22 protein-coding genes are annotated in these 16265 nt (G+C 61.5%); 10 read left to right on the forward strand and 12 right to left on the reverse strand.

Going from position 1 to position 16265, the window contains the following annotated elements:
- Positions 1-4 precede the first annotated feature (4 nt).
- The 6 genes from BUQ73_RS21500 to BUQ73_RS21525 all read right to left on the reverse strand — a co-directional run bounded on the left by BUQ73_RS21500 (position 5) and on the right by BUQ73_RS21525 (position 3410).
- Complete coding sequence (locus tag BUQ73_RS21500; protein ID WP_003255121.1) at positions 5-244, reverse strand: BolA family protein; 240 nt, start codon at positions 242-244, stop codon at positions 5-7.
- A 118-nt stretch (positions 245-362) separates the two neighbouring features.
- Positions 363-665, reverse strand: a complete 303-nt coding sequence (locus BUQ73_RS21505; protein ID WP_079229595.1) for an STAS domain-containing protein — start codon at positions 663-665, stop codon at positions 363-365.
- Positions 662-1309: an MlaC/ttg2D family ABC transporter substrate-binding protein gene (locus BUQ73_RS21510; RefSeq protein ID WP_079229596.1), complete on the reverse strand. Its 648-nt coding sequence runs from the start codon at positions 1307-1309 to the stop codon at positions 662-664. Before BUQ73_RS21510 ends, BUQ73_RS21505 begins: the two co-directional genes overlap by 4 nt.
- A 9-nt stretch (positions 1310-1318) precedes the next feature.
- Positions 1319-1804 carry an outer membrane lipid asymmetry maintenance protein MlaD gene (gene mlaD / locus BUQ73_RS21515; protein WP_079229597.1) on the reverse strand — a complete coding sequence of 162 codons (486 nt, stop codon included), beginning with the start codon at positions 1802-1804 and terminating at the stop codon, positions 1319-1321.
- Positions 1804-2601: a lipid asymmetry maintenance ABC transporter permease subunit MlaE gene (gene mlaE, locus BUQ73_RS21520; protein ID WP_079229598.1), complete on the reverse strand. Its 798-nt coding sequence runs from the start codon at positions 2599-2601 to the stop codon at positions 1804-1806. Before mlaE ends, mlaD begins: the two co-directional genes overlap by 1 nt.
- The gene (locus tag BUQ73_RS21525) at positions 2601-3410 is read right to left on the reverse strand and encodes an ATP-binding cassette domain-containing protein (protein WP_079229599.1); all 810 of its coding nucleotides are present in this window, start codon (positions 3408-3410) and stop codon (positions 2601-2603) included. Before BUQ73_RS21525 ends, mlaE begins: the two co-directional genes overlap by 1 nt.
- Positions 3411-3657: 247 nt before the next feature.
- Between BUQ73_RS21525 and BUQ73_RS21530 the strand changes: the two genes are divergently transcribed.
- The 10 genes from BUQ73_RS21530 to BUQ73_RS21575 all read left to right on the forward strand — a co-directional run bounded on the left by BUQ73_RS21530 (position 3658) and on the right by BUQ73_RS21575 (position 10675).
- Positions 3658-4632 carry a KpsF/GutQ family sugar-phosphate isomerase gene (locus BUQ73_RS21530; protein WP_079229600.1) on the forward strand — a complete coding sequence of 325 codons (975 nt, stop codon included), beginning with the start codon at positions 3658-3660 and terminating at the stop codon, positions 4630-4632.
- 14 nt (positions 4633-4646) lie between these two features.
- The gene (locus tag BUQ73_RS21535; RefSeq protein WP_079229601.1) at positions 4647-5171 is read left to right on the forward strand and encodes a KdsC family phosphatase; all 525 of its coding nucleotides are present in this window, start codon (positions 4647-4649) and stop codon (positions 5169-5171) included.
- An 8-nt stretch (positions 5172-5179) separates the two neighbouring features.
- A complete protein-coding gene (lptC, locus tag BUQ73_RS21540; protein WP_079229602.1) occupies positions 5180-5752 on the forward strand; it encodes an LPS export ABC transporter periplasmic protein LptC in 573 nt (190 codons plus the stop codon).
- On the forward strand, positions 5739-6263 hold the full coding sequence (lptA, locus tag BUQ73_RS21545; protein WP_079229603.1) for a lipopolysaccharide transport periplasmic protein LptA: 525 nt from the start codon (positions 5739-5741) through the stop codon (positions 6261-6263). The genes lptC and lptA overlap by 14 nt, the downstream gene beginning before the upstream one ends.
- Entirely contained in the window at positions 6264-6989 is a 726-nt protein-coding gene (lptB, locus tag BUQ73_RS21550; protein ID WP_027920214.1) for an LPS export ABC transporter ATP-binding protein, read from the forward strand.
- A gap of 175 nt (positions 6990-7164) precedes the next feature.
- On the forward strand, positions 7165-8658 hold the full coding sequence (locus BUQ73_RS21555) for an RNA polymerase factor sigma-54 (protein WP_079229604.1): 1494 nt from the start codon (positions 7165-7167) through the stop codon (positions 8656-8658).
- 78 nt (positions 8659-8736) lie between these two features.
- Complete coding sequence (gene hpf / locus BUQ73_RS21560) at positions 8737-9045, forward strand: ribosome hibernation-promoting factor, HPF/YfiA family (RefSeq protein WP_003255135.1); 309 nt, start codon at positions 8737-8739, stop codon at positions 9043-9045.
- 12 nt (positions 9046-9057) lie between these two features.
- Positions 9058-9525, forward strand: a complete 468-nt coding sequence (gene ptsN / locus BUQ73_RS21565) for a PTS IIA-like nitrogen regulatory protein PtsN (RefSeq protein ID WP_027920216.1) — start codon at positions 9058-9060, stop codon at positions 9523-9525.
- A gap of 2 nt (positions 9526-9527) precedes the next feature.
- A complete protein-coding gene (gene rapZ / locus BUQ73_RS21570) occupies positions 9528-10382 on the forward strand; it encodes an RNase adapter RapZ (protein ID WP_079229605.1) in 855 nt (284 codons plus the stop codon).
- 20 nt (positions 10383-10402) lie between these two features.
- Positions 10403-10675, forward strand: a complete 273-nt coding sequence (locus BUQ73_RS21575; protein ID WP_079229606.1) for an HPr family phosphocarrier protein — start codon at positions 10403-10405, stop codon at positions 10673-10675.
- A 279-nt stretch (positions 10676-10954) separates the two neighbouring features.
- Here BUQ73_RS21575 and BUQ73_RS21580 read toward each other — a convergent pair whose 3' ends face one another.
- The 6 genes from BUQ73_RS21580 to pmbA all read right to left on the reverse strand — a co-directional run bounded on the left by BUQ73_RS21580 (position 10955) and on the right by pmbA (position 16209).
- Positions 10955-11848 carry a ZIP family metal transporter gene (locus BUQ73_RS21580; RefSeq protein WP_079229607.1) on the reverse strand — a complete coding sequence of 298 codons (894 nt, stop codon included), beginning with the start codon at positions 11846-11848 and terminating at the stop codon, positions 10955-10957.
- 11 nt (positions 11849-11859) lie between these two features.
- Positions 11860-12471 (reverse strand): superoxide dismutase, encoded by a 612-nt coding sequence (locus BUQ73_RS21585; RefSeq protein ID WP_079229608.1) that lies wholly within the window; start codon positions 12469-12471, stop codon positions 11860-11862.
- Between the two features lies 1 nt (position 12472).
- On the reverse strand, positions 12473-12934 hold the full coding sequence (locus BUQ73_RS21590; RefSeq protein ID WP_079229609.1) for a hypothetical protein: 462 nt from the start codon (positions 12932-12934) through the stop codon (positions 12473-12475).
- A gap of 30 nt (positions 12935-12964) precedes the next feature.
- Positions 12965-14341 carry a class II fumarate hydratase gene (locus BUQ73_RS21595; RefSeq protein WP_079229610.1) on the reverse strand — a complete coding sequence of 459 codons (1377 nt, stop codon included), beginning with the start codon at positions 14339-14341 and terminating at the stop codon, positions 12965-12967.
- Positions 14334-14735, reverse strand: a complete 402-nt coding sequence (locus BUQ73_RS21600; RefSeq protein ID WP_060484655.1) for a hypothetical protein — start codon at positions 14733-14735, stop codon at positions 14334-14336. The genes BUQ73_RS21595 and BUQ73_RS21600 overlap by 8 nt, the downstream gene beginning before the upstream one ends.
- A 127-nt stretch (positions 14736-14862) precedes the next feature.
- Positions 14863-16209, reverse strand: coding sequence for a metalloprotease PmbA (gene pmbA / locus BUQ73_RS21605; protein ID WP_079229611.1), 1347 nt, complete (start codon positions 16207-16209; stop codon positions 14863-14865).
- Between the last annotated feature and the right edge of the window lie 56 nt (positions 16210-16265).

Below are 16265 nucleotides of genomic sequence, written 5' to 3' on the forward strand. Positions count from 1 at the left end.
TGGCTCAGGTGCGCTCAGCCCAGGCTGCGCTGCTGAAAAATTTCATGGTTACCGCATGGATGCTGCCATTGGCAATCCACGGATTCAGGTGAGCATAGATCGCCTGCTGACGTTTGACCGGGCTCAGGCCAGCCAACTCGTCGCTGATCACGTTCAACTGGAAGTTGCAGCCTTCGCCTTCAACTTCGACCCGGGATCCCGGCAATTTCTCTTCAAGGAAGCTCTTAACTTCTACGGCCTGCATGCTCAACCTCAATCGGCGCCCGATGCGCACGGGTCGGCCATCATACAAAAAAGCCCCTCGCCTGCGAAGCCCAACGAAGGGGCTCGCGACCGAGGGGCCTCTCATCACTGCCAAGCCATCAGCTTGCCAGCACCTCGTCGAGGTCATAAACCCCGGCAATCTCCCGCATGTCGTCGGGCATGCCGCGCACCTCGAAAGCCTTGCCGGCTGCCTGGGCATCACGGATGAACGCCAGCAGCAGCGACAGGCCGACACTGGTGGAACGCCCCACGGCCGAGCAGTCCAGCACCAGGCGCGCTTCACGGCAAGCGCCGATCAGCGCCTTGCCCTGCTTGCGCAGGGCCGGCCCGCTACGGTAATCCAGTTCGCCGGCCAGGCACAGTACGCCCGGCTCGGCCATGGTTACAGCGGCTTCGCTCATTTGACGGTCTTCTCTGGCGAGTTGTCGGCAGCTTCCTTGGCCTTGGCCACTTCGCCTGCCCAGCCGTCAATGGTCTTGTCCAGGTCGTTGCCGTTGCGCTGCATGGCGTCGGCGAACTGGTCTCGGAACAGCTTGCCAACGTTGATGCCGTTGACGATGACGTTACGCACCTTCCACTCGCCACCCAGGTTTTCCAGGGTGTACTGCACAGGGTACACGGCACCGTTGTTGCCGGTGACCTTCATGCCGACACTGGCGCGCTTGCCGTCATCAGCCTTGGCCGGGTCGACGGTGATGCCCTGGTTGTTGTACTCGAGCAGCGCATTGCCATAGAACTGCATCAGGCTGCGCTTGAAGTTTTCCTGGAAGCGCTGCATCTGCGCAGGAGTCGCCTTGCGCGAATACTTGACGGTCATGATGCTCTTGGAAATACCGTCTGCGTCCACTACCGGGCCAAGAATGCGGTTAAGCGCATCGTAGAAGGCGTTGGGGTTGGCCTTGTACTGCTCTTTGTTGGCCTTGAGGTCGCTAAGCAGTTCGGTGGTGGTGCTCTGAACCACGTCATGCGGCGACTGCGCGGCCAGGGCCATCAGGGGGAAGGCCGCCAGCAGCACCAGCAGGCCACGTCGCAAGATCGAAATCATGGAAACTCCTTAATTAGCCGGTTGCGCTTCTTTTGGTTCCTTGCCAACGGAGTTGAGCAGGAACTTGCCAATCAGATCTTCCAGCACCAGCGCCGACTGCGTGTCGTGGATGGTGGCACCATCCTTGAGCACATCTTCTTCGCCGCCGACGCTGATACCGATGTACTTCTCGCCAAGCAAACCGGCGGTCAGGATCGAAGCAGTGGAGTCGGTCGGCAGGTTGTTGACCGACTTGTCCAGCTGCAGCGTCACCCGACCAGTGTAGGAATCACGGTCCAGATCGATGGCGGTGACCTTGCCGATCGTTACACCGGCCATGGTCACTTTAGCTCTGACCGTCAAACCGGCGATATTGTCGAAGTACGCATAAACTTTGTAGGTATCGCTGCTCGGGCTGGCGGATAGCCCGCTGACACGCAGGGCCAGCAGCAGCAGCGCCAGGATCCCGGCCAGGAGGAACAGGCCGACACCGATTTCCAGGGTGCGGTTTTGCATCAGAAATCTCCAAACATCAAGGCGGTCAGAATAAAGTCCAGACCCAGTACTGCCAACGAGGCATAGACCACGGTCTTGGTGGTGGCACGGCTGATCCCCTCTGAGGTGGGTTCGCAGTCGTACCCCTGGAATACGGCAATCCAGGTCGTGACGAAGGCGAACACCAGGCTCTTGATCAGCCCGTTGAGCACGTCGTCGGTAAAGGAAACGCTGTTCTGCATGTTGGCCCAGAACGAGCCTTCGTACACGCCCAGCCAGTCAACCGCGACCCACGATCCACCCCAGATGCCGACCACGCTGAAGATCAGCGCCAACAGCGGCAGCGAGATGAAACCGGCCCACAGGCGTGGCGCGACGATGTACTTGAGCGGGTCGACGCCGATCATTTCCAGGCTCGACAGCTGCTCGGTGGACTTCATGTTGCCGATCTCGGCGGTAAGCGCAGAACCGGCGCGGCCGGCAAACAGCAGCGCGGTAACCACCGGACCGAGCTCACGCAGCAGGGTCAGGGCGACCATCTGCCCGACCGCCTGCTCGGAGCCGTACTTGGTCAGGATGCTGTAACCCTGCAGGGCCAGCACCATGCCGATGAAAACGCCGGAAACGACGATGATCGCCAGCGACAGCACGCCCACCGAGTACAACTGCTTGGTCAGCAGCTGGAAGCCGCCGCCGATGCCGCCACGGCCGATCAGGGCATGGAACAGGAACAGGCACGAACGCCCGAGCACCGCCAGCACGTCGATCGCCGAGCGCCCGAGCAGGCGGATACGTTCGAGTAAGGATTTTCTGCGCATCACCGCGCCCCCAGCAGATCGGCGCGGTAGTCAGGCGCGGGAAAGTGGAATGGCACCGGGCCGTCCGGGTCGCCTTTCATGAACTGGCGAATGCGCGGGTTGTCCGAGCCCATCAGCTCGTCGGGCGTACCCTGGCCCAGCACCTGGCCGTCACCGACCACATAGAGGTAGTCGGCGATACTGGCAGTTTCAGCCAGGTCGTGGGAAACCACGATGCTGGTGATGCCCAACGCATCGTTGAGCAGGCGGATCAGCCGCACGAGCACACCCATGGCAATCGGGTCCTGGCCGACGAACGGTTCATCGTACATCAGGATCTGCGGGTCCAGGGCAATTGCCCGGGCCAGCGCCACCCGGCGCTTCATGCCACCGGACAGCTCGTCCGGCATCAGGTCGATGGCACCGCGCAGGCCGACGGCCTGCAGTTTCATCAAAACGATGTCGCGGATCATTTCGTCCGAAAGCTGGGTATGCACGCGCAAAGGAAATGCGACGTTCTCGAACACGTCGAGATCGGTAAACAGCGCACCGCTCTGGAACAGCACGCCCATCTGCTTGCGTGCGTCGAACAGGTCGCTGCGCGAAAGGCTCGGCAGGTTCTGCCCCGCCACCCACACTTCACCGCTCGACGGCCGTAGCTGCGCGCCCATCAGGCGTAGCAGCGTAGTCTTGCCGCAACCCGACGGCCCCATGATCCCGGTGACCTTGCCGCGCGGGATACGGATGTCGACATTGCTGAAAATGCTGCGCGAACCGCGCTTGAAGGTGACTCCCTTCAACTCGACCGCGTAGGCGCTATCCACACTCATCTAGACTCCTTGCTAGTGCAGCCTCGCTCTTATGGACGCCGGCCTTCATCGTGAAGGCACACGCACCCTTGGCAGGCCGAATAGCGGCGAACTATAGCACCGCTGACCGTGCGCCCCCAAGGGTATGGAAGAGGTCGTTCAGGGCAACGACAGGGTTTCATGACAATTGTTCAGGCAAACCAATGGATGAGGCTTTCCTCCATTGCAGCTATAATCGCCGCCTTTTAATCAGGCATTGCTTTTCGACATGAGCCAATCCAGCGAGCTTATCCAATCCGCCCAACGCACCTTGCGCCTTGAGCTGGAGGCCGTACAGGGCCTGACAGCCAGCATCGACGCGAACTTCGTCAAGGCCTGCGAGATGATCCTCGCCAGCACGGGGCGAGTGGTGGTGGTCGGCATGGGCAAGTCTGGGCATATCGGCAACAAGATCGCCGCCACCCTGGCCAGCACCGGCACGCCGGCATTTTTCGTGCACCCGGCCGAGGCCAGCCACGGCGACATGGGCATGATCACCCGGGATGATGTGATCCTGGCGCTGTCCAACTCTGGCAGCACGGCCGAAATCGTTACCCTGCTGCCATTGATCAAGCGACTTGGCATCCAGCTGATCAGCCTGACCGGCAACCCGGACTCGCCACTGGCCCAGGCCGCCGAGGTCAACCTCGACGCGCGCGTCGCCCAGGAAGCCTGCCCGCTCAATCTGGCTCCGACCTCCTCCACGACTGCCGCGCTGGTGCTGGGCGACGCGCTGGCCATCGCACTGCTCGAGGCGCGCGGTTTCACTGCAGAAGACTTCGCCTTCTCGCACCCCGGCGGTGCACTGGGCCGCCGCCTGTTGCTCAAGGTCGAGAACGTCATGCATGCCGGCGACGAGCTACCACAGGTTCAGCGCGGTACACTGCTCAAGGATGCACTGCTGGAAATGTCGCGCAAGGGCCTGGGCATGACCGTGGTCCTGGAGCAGGACGGCACCCTCGCCGGTATCTTCACCGATGGTGACTTGCGCCGTAGCCTGGACCGCAACATCGATGTTCACACCACCCTGATCGACCAGGTGATGACCGTACACGGCAGGACCGCTCGCGCCGAGATGCTCGCCGCTGAAGCGCTGAAAATCATGGAAGACCACAAGATCAGCGCCCTGGTGGTTGTGGACAAGGACGACCGGCCGACCGGCGCCCTGAACATGCACGACCTGCTGCGCGCTGGCGTGATGTAAAGGAGAACAAACAGATGACTCTAGATCTCATGCAACGCGGCAAGGCGATCAAGCTCGCCGTTTTCGACGTAGACGGCGTATTGACCGATGGCCGCCTGTACTTCCTCGAAGATGGCAGCGAATTCAAGACCTTCAACACCCTCGATGGCCAGGGCATCAAAATGCTCATGGCCTCGGGCGTGACCACGGCAATCATCAGTGGGCGCAAGACCCCAGTGGTAGAGCGCCGGGCGAAAAACCTCGGCATTCCTCACCTTTACCAGGGCCGCGAGGACAAATTGACAGTGCTCGACGGCCTGCTCGCCGAACTGGGCCTAAGCTATGAACAGGTCGCCTATCTGGGCGACGACCTGCCTGACCTGCCGGTGATCCGCCGGGTAGGCCTGGGCATTGCCGTAGCCAACGCCGCACCGTTCGTTCGTCAGCACGCCCACGGAGTAACCCAGGCTCGCGGCGGCGAAGGCGCTGCACGCGAATTCTGCGAACTGATCATGCAGGCCCAGGGTACCCTGGACGCTGCCAACGCCAACTACCTTTAAGGCTGCCCATGTTCAGCAAGAAAGCCCGCAATTTTGCGCTGCTGGCGGTGATCGCCGCCCTGCTGGTAGCAGTCGGCTACTGGAATGTCAGCCCCGAGAGCTTCCTCGATAAACCGGCAGCCCAAGTTGACGAAAGCGCCATCGACTATTACGCGATCAACGCGCACAGCCTGCAGTTCATGCCTGACGGCAAACTGCAATACGAAATGACTGCCGATAAGGTCGAGCACCTCAGGGCCAGCGAAGTCACCCTGCTGACCACGCCCGACCTGCACATGTACCGGGGCACCGAGTACCCTTGGCACGTGCAGAGCGAACGCGCCGAAGTCAACCCGGATGGCACCGAGGTCGAACTGATCGACAACGTCCGCGTGCAACGCATCGACGAAAAGCAGCGTGAACTCATCGTTACCAGCTCACGCATGACCGTATTCCCGCAGAAGCAATATGCGCAGACCGAGCAAGCCGTTAGAATCGACGGCGCCGGTGGCACAACTACGGGCAAAGGAATGAAAGCGTATTTGAAAGAAGGCAAGATTGACTTGCTCTCTAACGTAAGAGGACAGTATGAGGCTCGTTAAAACTCTCCCCCTTTTGCTCAGCCTGAGCGCAGCACTGGGAAGCGCGAGCGCCTTCGCACTGCCGACCGACCGTGACCAGCCTATTCGCATCCAGGCCGACAACGCGCACCTGGACGACAAGCAAGGCGTGGCCACCTACACCGGCGATGTGATCATCACCCAGGGCTCGATGATGATCAAAGGCAACACCGTGACCATGACCCGTGCCGCCAACGGCGACATCGACGTGGTGACTTCGGTGGGCAACCTGGCCTACTTCGAGCAGCAGCAGAGCACAGCCAAGCCTGACAAGATGAAGGGCTGGGCGGTGACCATCCAGTACCAGGCGCAGAAAGACACGGTGATCCTCACCGATCGCGCCAAGGTCGAGAACGAAGGCAATACCACCGAAGGCGAGAAGATCATCTACAACACCAAGACCCAGGTTGCGACCGCCGGTCGTGGTGGCAACGTGACTCAACCACGTCAGCGCATCGACATGGTGATCCAGCCGAAGAAGAAGGCCGAGTAAATGGCAACCCTCAAAGCCCAGCACCTAGCCAAGAGCTACAAGGGGCGGCAAGTCGTGCGCGATGTCAGCCTGTCGATCGACAGCGGGCAGATCGTCGGCCTGCTCGGCCCCAATGGCGCCGGCAAGACCACCTGCTTCTACATGATCGTCGGCCTGGTCCAGGCCGACCAGGGGCGCGTGCTGATCGACAATCTCGATGTCAGCCACCAGCCCATGCACGGCCGTGCCCGCGCCGGTATCGGCTACCTGCCGCAGGAAGCCTCGATCTTCCGCAAGCTGTCGGTGGCCGACAACATCATGGCCATTCTCGAGACCCGCAAGGACATCGACCGCGAAGGTCGTCGCAAAGAGCTGGAAAGCCTGCTGCAGGAGTTCCATATCAGCCACATCCGCGACAACCTCGGCATGAGCCTTTCCGGTGGTGAACGCCGCCGGGTCGAAATTGCCCGCGCCCTGGCCACCGCACCGAAATTCATCCTGCTGGACGAACCGTTTGCCGGTGTAGACCCGATCTCCGTGGGCGACATCAAGCAGATCATCCACCACCTCAAGGCCAAGGGCATCGGTGTTCTGATCACCGACCACAACGTCCGTGAAACCCTGGACATCTGCGAAACCGCCTACATCGTGAATGATGGTCAACTGATCGCCGAAGGTGACGCCGAGACCATCCTGGCCAATGACCTGGTCAAGGAAGTCTACCTGGGCCACGAGTTCCGACTCTGACCCCGGGACCTGCCTGGAACGCTGGCAATAACGGCCTGTCGGGGCTTAAGTTGTTACAGCGCTCTAGGCAAACGCTACAATTTGAGGCATAAAACTTGCTTGAATTTGGCGCTCCGGCGCCCTCGTGTAGTGGATGGCGCATGCGCGCCGGCGAACAAGGTATTAAGCCCCAGCCATGAAACCATCGCTCGTCCTAAAAATGGGCCAGCAACTGACGATGACTCCTCAGTTGCAACAGGCCATCCGCCTACTTCAGCTCTCTACCCTGGACCTCCAGCAGGAAATCCAGGAAGCGCTGGAGTCCAATCCGATGCTCGAACGTCAGGAAGACGGCGACGACTTCGACAACAGCGACCCGATGGCGGACAACGCCGAGAACAAGCCGGCCGCCGAAGTCCAGGACAACAGCTTCCAGGAAAGCACCAGCAGTGCTGAAACCCTGGAAGACGGAGAGTGGAACGAGCGAATCCCCAACGAGCTGCCAGTCGATACCGCCTGGGAAGACATCTACCAGACCAGCGCCAGCAGCCTGCCGAGCAACGATGACGACGAGTGGGACTTCACCACCCGCACATCGGCCGGTGAAAGCCTGCAGAGCCACCTGCTGTGGCAACTGAACCTGGCACCGATGTCCGATACCGACCGCCTGATCGCCGTCACCCTGATCGACAGCATCAACGGCCAGGGCTACCTGGAAGACACCCTCGAAGAAATCTGTGCAGGCTTCGACCCGGAGCTGGACATCGAGCTCGACGAGGTCGAAGCGGTGCTGCACCGTATCCAGCAGTTCGAGCCAGCCGGCGTCGGCGCCCGCACCCTGGGCGAGTGCCTGCTGCTGCAATTGCGCCAGCTGCCCGCCAGCACGCCGTGGATGAGCGAAGCCCAGCGCCTGGTCACCGACTTCATCGACCTGCTCGGCAGCCGCGACTACAGCCAGCTGATGCGCCGCATGAAGCTCAAGGAAGACGAGCTGCGCCAGGTGATCGAGCTGGTGCAAAGCCTCAACCCGCGGCCAGGTTCGCAGATCGAGTCGAGCGAGCCGGAATACGTGGTACCTGATGTGATCGTGCGCAAGGACAGCGACCGCTGGCTTGTCGAGCTGAATCAGGAAGCGATCCCGCGCCTGCGGGTCAACCCGCAGTACGCCGGCTTCGTCCGCCGCGCCGATACCAGCGCCGACAACACCTTCATGCGCAATCAGTTGCAAGAGGCACGCTGGTTCATCAAGAGCCTGCAAAGCCGCAATGAAACACTGATGAAGGTCGCCACGCAGATCGTCGAGCACCAGCGCGGCTTCCTCGACCACGGCGACGAAGCGATGAAGCCGCTGGTCTTGCATGACATCGCCGAAGCGGTGGGCATGCATGAGTCGACCATTTCGCGTGTAACCACGCAGAAATACATGCACACCCCGCGTGGCATCTACGAACTGAAATACTTTTTCTCCAGCCACGTCAGCACCGCCGAAGGCGGAGAATGCTCGTCTACGGCGATCCGCGCGATCATCAAGAAACTGGTTGCGGCGGAAAATCAGAAAAAGCCATTGAGTGACAGCAAGATCGCTGGTTTACTGGAGGCACAAGGCATCCAGGTAGCCCGTCGCACCGTCGCCAAGTATCGCGAGTCCCTCGGCATCGCACCGTCGAGCGAGCGCAAGCGACTGATGTAGCCCCCGGATGTGCCACAGCGTTTGTGGGGCAGGTGCAAGACCTGCCTCTTTATGCACGGGCAACAAAGGAGAAGCTGTATGCAAGTCAATATCAGTGGACAGCATGTAGAAGTCACCCAGCCACTGCGCGATTATGTGCTTGAAAAGCTCGCTCGCGTGGAAAGTCACTTCGACAAGATCACCAACGTGCAGGTCATCATGAAAGTCGAGAAGCTGCAGCAGAAGGTCGAGGCGACCCTGCAGATTCCAGGCGGTGAAGTGGTTGCCAACGCGGAACACGAAGACATGTATGCAGCGATCGACGCCTTGGCCGACAAGCTCGACCGCCAACTGAAAAAACACAAGGAAAAACAGCAAAGCTTGCTGCAAGGTGCAGCCGCCCGCTGATCCCTCTCATCCATGATCCGACTTGAAACCATCCTGACCCCCGGCCGTTCCCTGGTGAACGTGCCGGGCGTCAGCAGTAAAAAACGCGCGCTGGAAACGATCGCCACTGCGGTCCACCGCGAAGTCCCCGAGCTTGATGAGCAAGATCTCTTCGAGAAGCTTATCGCCCGCGAAAAACTGGGCTCCACTGGATTTGGCAATGGCATTGCAATCCCGCATTGCCGCCTCAAGGGTTGCGAGAGTCCGGTCAGCGCCCTGCTCCACCTCGCCGCCCCAATTGATTTCGACGCCATTGACGGCGCGCCAGTGGACTTGCTGTTCGTCCTGCTGGTGCCAGAAGCCGCCACCGATGCGCACCTTGAACTGCTCCGCCAGATCGCCAGCATGCTCGATCGCAAGGAGGTCCGTGATCGCCTGCGTGCTGCCAGCAGCAGCGAAGCGTTGTATCAAGTCGTCCTGGACGTACAGAACGGGAGCTGAACATGCGCCTGATCATCGTTAGCGGCCGGTCCGGCTCCGGCAAGAGCACCGCCCTCGATGTACTGGAAGACAACGGCTATTACGTCATAGACAACCTGCCGGCCGGGCTGTTGCCGCAGCTGGCGGAAAACGCGTTGATCAATACCGAGCTTTTGCAACCCAAGGTGGCAGTGAGCATCGATGCGCGCAACCTGCCTAGCCATCTGTCACGCTTCCCAGAACTGCTCGAAGAAGCCCGTGCACGCCACATCCAGTGTGACGTGCTGTACCTCGACGCCGACGAGGACACGCTGCTCAAGCGCTTCTCGGAAACGCGCCGACGGCACCCGTTGACCAACGCCGACCGCTCACTGGCCGAGGCCATACGCGTGGAAAGCGAACTGCTGGGGCCGATTGCTGATCTCGCCGACCTGAAGATCGACACCACCAGCCTCAACCTGTATCAGTTGCGCGATACGATCAAGTTGCGCCTGCTCAACCAGCCCGAGCCTGGCACCGCATTCCTGGTCGAGTCGTTCGGCTTCAAGCGCGGCATGCCCATCGACGCCGACCTGGTGTTCGATGTTCGCTGCCTGCCGAATCCCTACTGGAAGCCTGAGCTGCGGGAGCATTCCGGCCTCGAGCAACCGGTCATCGATTACCTGGCTGCACAGCCGGACGTCGAAGAAATGTTTAACGACATTTCCAGCTACTTGCTCAAATGGCTGCCACGCTTTGCTGCCAGCAACCGCGCCTATGTCACCATTGCCATTGGCTGCACGGGTGGGCACCACCGCTCGGTCTACATCACCGAACGCTTGGGCCAACTGCTGCAGCAATCCCTGAAAAACGTCCAGGTTCGCCATCGCGACCTCTAGCCCACAGGATCCACCGCACGATGCCCGCCCGCGAAATCACCATCATCAACAAGCTGGGCCTGCATGCCCGGGCGGCAGCCAAGTTCGTCGGCGTGGCCGGCAAGTACCCTTGCCAGGTCCGCGTAGGTCGTGCGCCCGACAAGCTTGTGGACGGCAAGAGCATCATGGCCGTGATGATGTTGGCTGCGGGCAAAGGCACCCAGGTGCACTTGCTGACCGAAGGTGAGCAGGATAGCGACGCCCTGGAAGCCCTGGTAGCACTGATCAACAACTACTTCGACGAAGGCGAGTAAGCCACCTGGTGCTTACTGCGGTACTTTCAGTGCCTGTGAGATCGAGCGCCGCCCGCGCGGCGCATCGCGGATAAATCCGCTCCTACATTTGTTGCAACGTGGCCATGCCTGACAGGCCATGGTTGTCAGCCGGTTTGCGAGGCTCAAGTCATGCGCAAGGGCTGGCAACTATGGCGCAACAGGTTCGGCACGTTGCAACAAGTGTAGGAGCGGATTTATCCGCGATGCGCCGCGCGCGCGGCGCTCGATCTCACAGGCGCAAAAATATCCCGGTGAAACTCAAGACATTGCCGTATCCATCACCATCATCAGGCAGAAGCCGATGCACAGCCCCAGGCTGGCCAAGCGGTGATGCCCATTGCTGCGCGACTCGGGAATGATCTCCTGGGTCACCACCAGCAGCATCGCCCCGGCCGCACAGGCCAGGCCCACCGGCAACAGCAACTCCGCCATGTTCACCAGCCAGGCACAGATTACTGCAGCCAGCGGCTCGACCAGGCCAGAGGCGGCGCCAATCAGAAACGCCTTGAAGCGCGGCATCCCCGCCCCTGCCAGCACCAGTGCTATCACCAACCCCTCAGGTACATCCTGCAAGGCAATACCCATCGCCAGGCTGTCGGCATCGGCCATGCCGCCTCCGGCAGACACCCCGATGGCCATGCCCTCGGGTATGTTATGGGCGATGATGGCGATCACGAACAACCAGATACGCGCGGCGATCACTGGTTGATTCTCGGTGCCAACCAACGCCTCCGGCGAAGCACCGGAAACCTTGAGATCGACCAGAAACAGGCACAGAGCACCGAGCATCAGGCCGAAGCTGATCAGGCCTCCGGCGCCCCAAGGGCTAAAGCCAATGCCCTGGGCAGCCTCCAGACCGGGGATGATCAGCGAGAACGCCGTGGCTGCCAGCATCACCCCAGCTCCGAAGCCCAGCAAGGTATCGGCCAAAGCCACCGGCATGTTGCGAATCACCAGCACCGGTACAGCGCCCAATGCCGTACCCAGCGCGCACAGTGCGCCACCTTCCAGGGCACGCAGCATGCGCGGCTCCAGGTCCAGCCAGGCAATGCCACGGGCCAGCAGCAACGCGGTGCCGGCCAGTAACAGCAAGGTTCCCAGCGCCAGCCGAAACAGGCGCACACTGCTGACAGACATCACCTCGGAGCGCATACCGGGCCGACTCACTTCAAGGCTTCGTGATAGCGGCGATCCACTTCCGCCCAGTCAATCACATTGTAAAAAGCGCCAATGTACTCCGGGCGACGGTTCTGGTACTTCAGGTAATAGGCGTGCTCCCACACGTCCAGGCCGAGGATCGGCGTGTTGCCGTGCATCAGCGGGCTGTCCTGGTTGCCGCTGCTTTCCACCGCCAGTTGCTTTTGCGGGGTAACACTGAGCCAGGCCCAGCCGCTGCCGAAGCGAGTCAGTGCGGCCTTGGTGAAGGCGTCCTTGAACGCCTCGAAACCACCCAGCTCGGCGTCGATGGCCTTGGCCAGCTGGCCGCGTGGCAGGTCACCACCCTGGGGTGACATGACTGTCCAGAACAGGCTGTGGTTGGCATGGCCGCCACCGTGATTGGTGACCGCACCGCGCAGGTTCTCGGGCAGTTGCTTGACCGCCCCGACCAGCTTCTCGACTGGCCATTCGGCCCACTCGGTGCCCTCGATGGCCGCGTTCAGGCCATTGACGTAGGTCTGGTGGTGCTTGGTGTGGTGGATTTCCATGGTTTGCGCATCGATGTGCGGTTCCAGTGCATCGTAGGCGTAAGTCAGTGCAGGCAAGGTATGCGGCATATCAATGGATTCCGTAGGCATGTGTACTGGGCGCCACGTCCGGCTGGGCAGCGAGTTCGCTGGCCTCGGCGCCGTGGCGGTTGAGCAGGCGCTCGGTACGCGGGTACTGGCCGTACTCGGCGATGAAACTCAGCAGTTCGGTGTAGGTGCGCCCGCTGTGGCGTAGCGCTGCGTCACGCAGCGTCTGCGGCAAACGCGCGTCCTGGCTGGCCTGGAGCAAGCGCTGATGAGCGGCACACAGGTAGTCAGCACTCTCATGCGGCTGGTTCAGGCGCAGGTGCAGGTCAGCCAGGTTGTGATGGGCGATGACCAGCGCGGCCACCGCTTCGTCGACGTCATGCCAGCGCTCGAACAGCACCTGGGCCAAGGCCAGGGCTTGCAGATAGTGTTCCCGGGCATCGACCAGCTCGCCCTGCTCGAACAGGCGGTTGGCCGTCTCGGTTGTGCGTTTCCAGTGCTGCATGACGTTGCTTCCTCTGCGCGCTGCGGCTTGTCAGATGCCGCCAGCAGTGAGTTTTTCCGGATCCAGCAGCGCCTCGAGCTGATCACGTGACAGGTCGGTGTGCTCCAGCGCCACATCGATGATCGGGCGGCCCTGCTGGTAAGCGGTCTTGGCGATTTCAGCGGCCTTGAGGTAGCCGATGATTGGGTTCAGCGCGGTGACCAGGATCGGGTTGCGGGCCAAGGCTTCCTTGAGCTTGCCTTCGTTGACCTTGAAGCTGGCAATGGCCTTGTCGGCCAGCAGGCGGCTGACATTGGCCATCAGCTCGATGCTCTCCAGCAGGTTGCGGGCGATCACCGGCAGCATCACGTTCAGTTCGAAGTTGCCCGACTGGCCGGCCACCGCGATGGTGGCGTCGTTGCCGATCACCTGGGCGGCGACCATGGCGGTGGCTTCCGGAATCACCGGGTTGACCTTACCGGGCATGATCGACGAACCCGGTTGCAGGCCCTGCAGTTCGATTTCGCCCAGGCCGGCCAAGGGGCCCGAGTTCATCCAGCGCAGGTCGTTGGCAATCTTCATCAGCGCCACGGCGGTGGTCTTGAGCTGACCAGACAGTGCCACGGCGGTGTCCTGGGAGCCGATCAGGGCGAACAGGTTATGGCCGGGGGTAAACTCGACCTTGGTGAGGCCGCTCAACTGGCGCGCGAAAGCCGCAGCGAACTGAGGGTGGGCGTTGATCCCGGTACCTACGGCGGTTCCACCCTGGACCAGCGCCTGCAGGCTCGGCAGGGTTGCCTGGATATGCGCCTTGGCGCCGTTGATCTGCGCGGCCCAGCCATCGAGCACCTGGCTCATGCGTACCGGCATGGCATCCATCAGGTGGGTGCGGCCGGTTTTCACATGTTGATGCACCTGCGCCGACTTGGCCTCGATCACCTGCACCAGATGGCTCAGCGCCGGCAACAGTTGCTCATGCAGGGCCAGAGCGGCACTCACGTGAATGGTGGTCGGGATGATGTCGTTGCTGCTCTGGCCACAGTTGACGTGGTCGTTGGCATTGACCGGCTCGCCAAGGATGCGGCTGGCCAGGGTGGCGATCACTTCGTTGGCGTTCATGTTCGAACTGGTGCCAGAACCGGTCTGGAACACATCCACCGGGAAATGCTCGATGAAATCTTCGGCCAACAGTTGCTCGACTGCCTTGACGATGGCCTGGCCCTGCCCTGCCGACAGTTGCTCCAGTTCGATGTTGGACTTGGCAGCAGCGGCCTTGGCCAGCAACAGGGCGCGGATGAACTGGGCCGGCATGCGCTGACCGCTGATCGGGAAGTTGTCGACTGCGCGCTGGGTCTGGGCGCCGTACAGGGCCTTGGCCGGCACCTGCAGCTCGCCCATGCTGTCACGCTCGATACGGGTATCACTCATCTTCAAATCCTTGCATCAGTTCATCAGGAGAAATCGAAGGCAGCAGCCGGCAGTTGGCCAGCTGCAAGGCATAAGGCTGCCAGCGCTGGTTCTGCTCGCGACGATCGAGGTTGCGCAGGTCGAGCAGTGGGCGCCAGGCCTGATCCAGGCACAGGCAGCGCCAGTGCCACGGCAACATGCGGTCGCAGGCGGTATCCAGCAGCAGGCGGAATGAGGTCAGCGCCACAGTCCATGGCGAGGTTTCAGTGCAGCACACCAGGTAACGGCCTTCGGCCAGGTAGTGCTCGATCAGGCGCGGCTCGTCGGGCTCGAGGGCGCAGCGAATGCGCCGGCTGAGCCAGCGCCAGTTTTCCAGGTAGGGCAGTTCGCGGAGGACGGGTTTCATGAACATCATCGCCGGGTTACTGGATAATGATATTCATTATTAAGTGATAAACAGAATCACTTCAAGTGGTGAACGATGAAAGAAAAACCCGGCGCGATGGCCGGGTTTCATTATCACGGAGCAATTCTGGCGGCGATCAACTGCCAGCGACAGTCATCCGCTCGATCAGCACCGAGCCCGTATGGATATTGCTGCGGGTCTCAAGATCACTGCCAATCGCGACAATTTGCTGGAACATATCCTTCATGTTGCCAGCAATGGTCACTTCCTGCACTGCATGCTGGATCTCGCCATTCTCGACCCAGAAGCCCGCCGCACCGCGCGAGTAATCGCCAGTCACCATGTTCAGGCCATGGCCCATCAGCTCGGTTACCAGCAGACCACGGCCCATGCGCCGGATAAGCGCCGCCTGGTCCTCGACGCCATGGGTGACATACAAGTTGTGCACACCGCCAGCGTTGGCTGTGCTCGGCAGGCCCAGCTTGCGCCCGGAATAGGTACCCAGCAGGTATGACACCAGCTCGCCTTTGTCGACGAACGGCTTGGCGTAGGTCGCCAGGCCATCACCGTCGAATGCGGCGCTGCCCAGTGCTCGCGGAATGTGCGGGCGCTCGTCGAGGGTCAACCAGGACGGGAACAGACGCTGGCCGATGGCACCGTCGAGGAACGACGATTTGCGGTACAGGTTGCCCCCCGAGATAGCCGACAGGAAGCTGCCGAACAGGCCACCGGCCAGCTCGGCGGAGAACAGTACTGGCACTTCGCAGGTCGGAACCGGCCGCGCACCCAGACGGCTGGCCGCACGCTGGGCGGCGCGCACGCCAATGCTGCGCGGGTCGGCCAGCAGGTTGCCCTGGCGATTCACGTCATACCAGTAGTCACGCTGCATCTGGCCTTCGCCTTCGGCGATCATCACGCAGCTCAGGCTATGCCGGGTCGAGGCGTAGCCACCGATGAAGCCGTGGCTGTTACCGTACACGCGGCAACCTTGGTGAGTATTCAGGGTAGTGCCATCGGCATTGAGGATGCGCTTGTCGGCGTCGAATGCAGCCGCCTCACAGGCCAGCGCCATCTCGATGGCTTTCTCCGGCTCGATGTCCCAGTCGTGATAGAGGTCGAGGTCGGGGATCTCACGGGCCATCAGCGCGGCGTCAGCCAGGCCCGAGCATTCGTCCTCGGACGTGTGCTTGGCAATCGCCAAAGCGGCGGCCACGGTTTCGCGGATAGCCTCAGGGCCACTGGCCGAGGTACTGGCCGAACCCTTGCGCTGGCCGACATAGAGGGTGATGCCAAAGCCTTGGTCGCGGTTGAACTCGACCGTCTCGACCTCGCGCTGACGCACCGTGGTGGACAGGCCCTGCTCCAGCGATACCGCCACTTCGCAGGCACTGGCGCCTTGCTTGCGGGCTTCTGCAATGATCGCTTCAACCTGCTCCTGCAACGCTGGCAGGTCCTTGGGGCCTACGCTCTGGACTGCACTCATGGTTTTCTCCACTCAAATTCTGCGTACGGCGAGGGTCATTCTACGACCGGGCCGGA

Origin of the sequence: Pseudomonas putida (assembly GCF_002025705.1) — a bacterium.
In the GTDB taxonomy this organism is placed as follows: Bacteria; Pseudomonadota; Gammaproteobacteria; order Pseudomonadales; family Pseudomonadaceae; genus Aquipseudomonas; species Aquipseudomonas putida_J.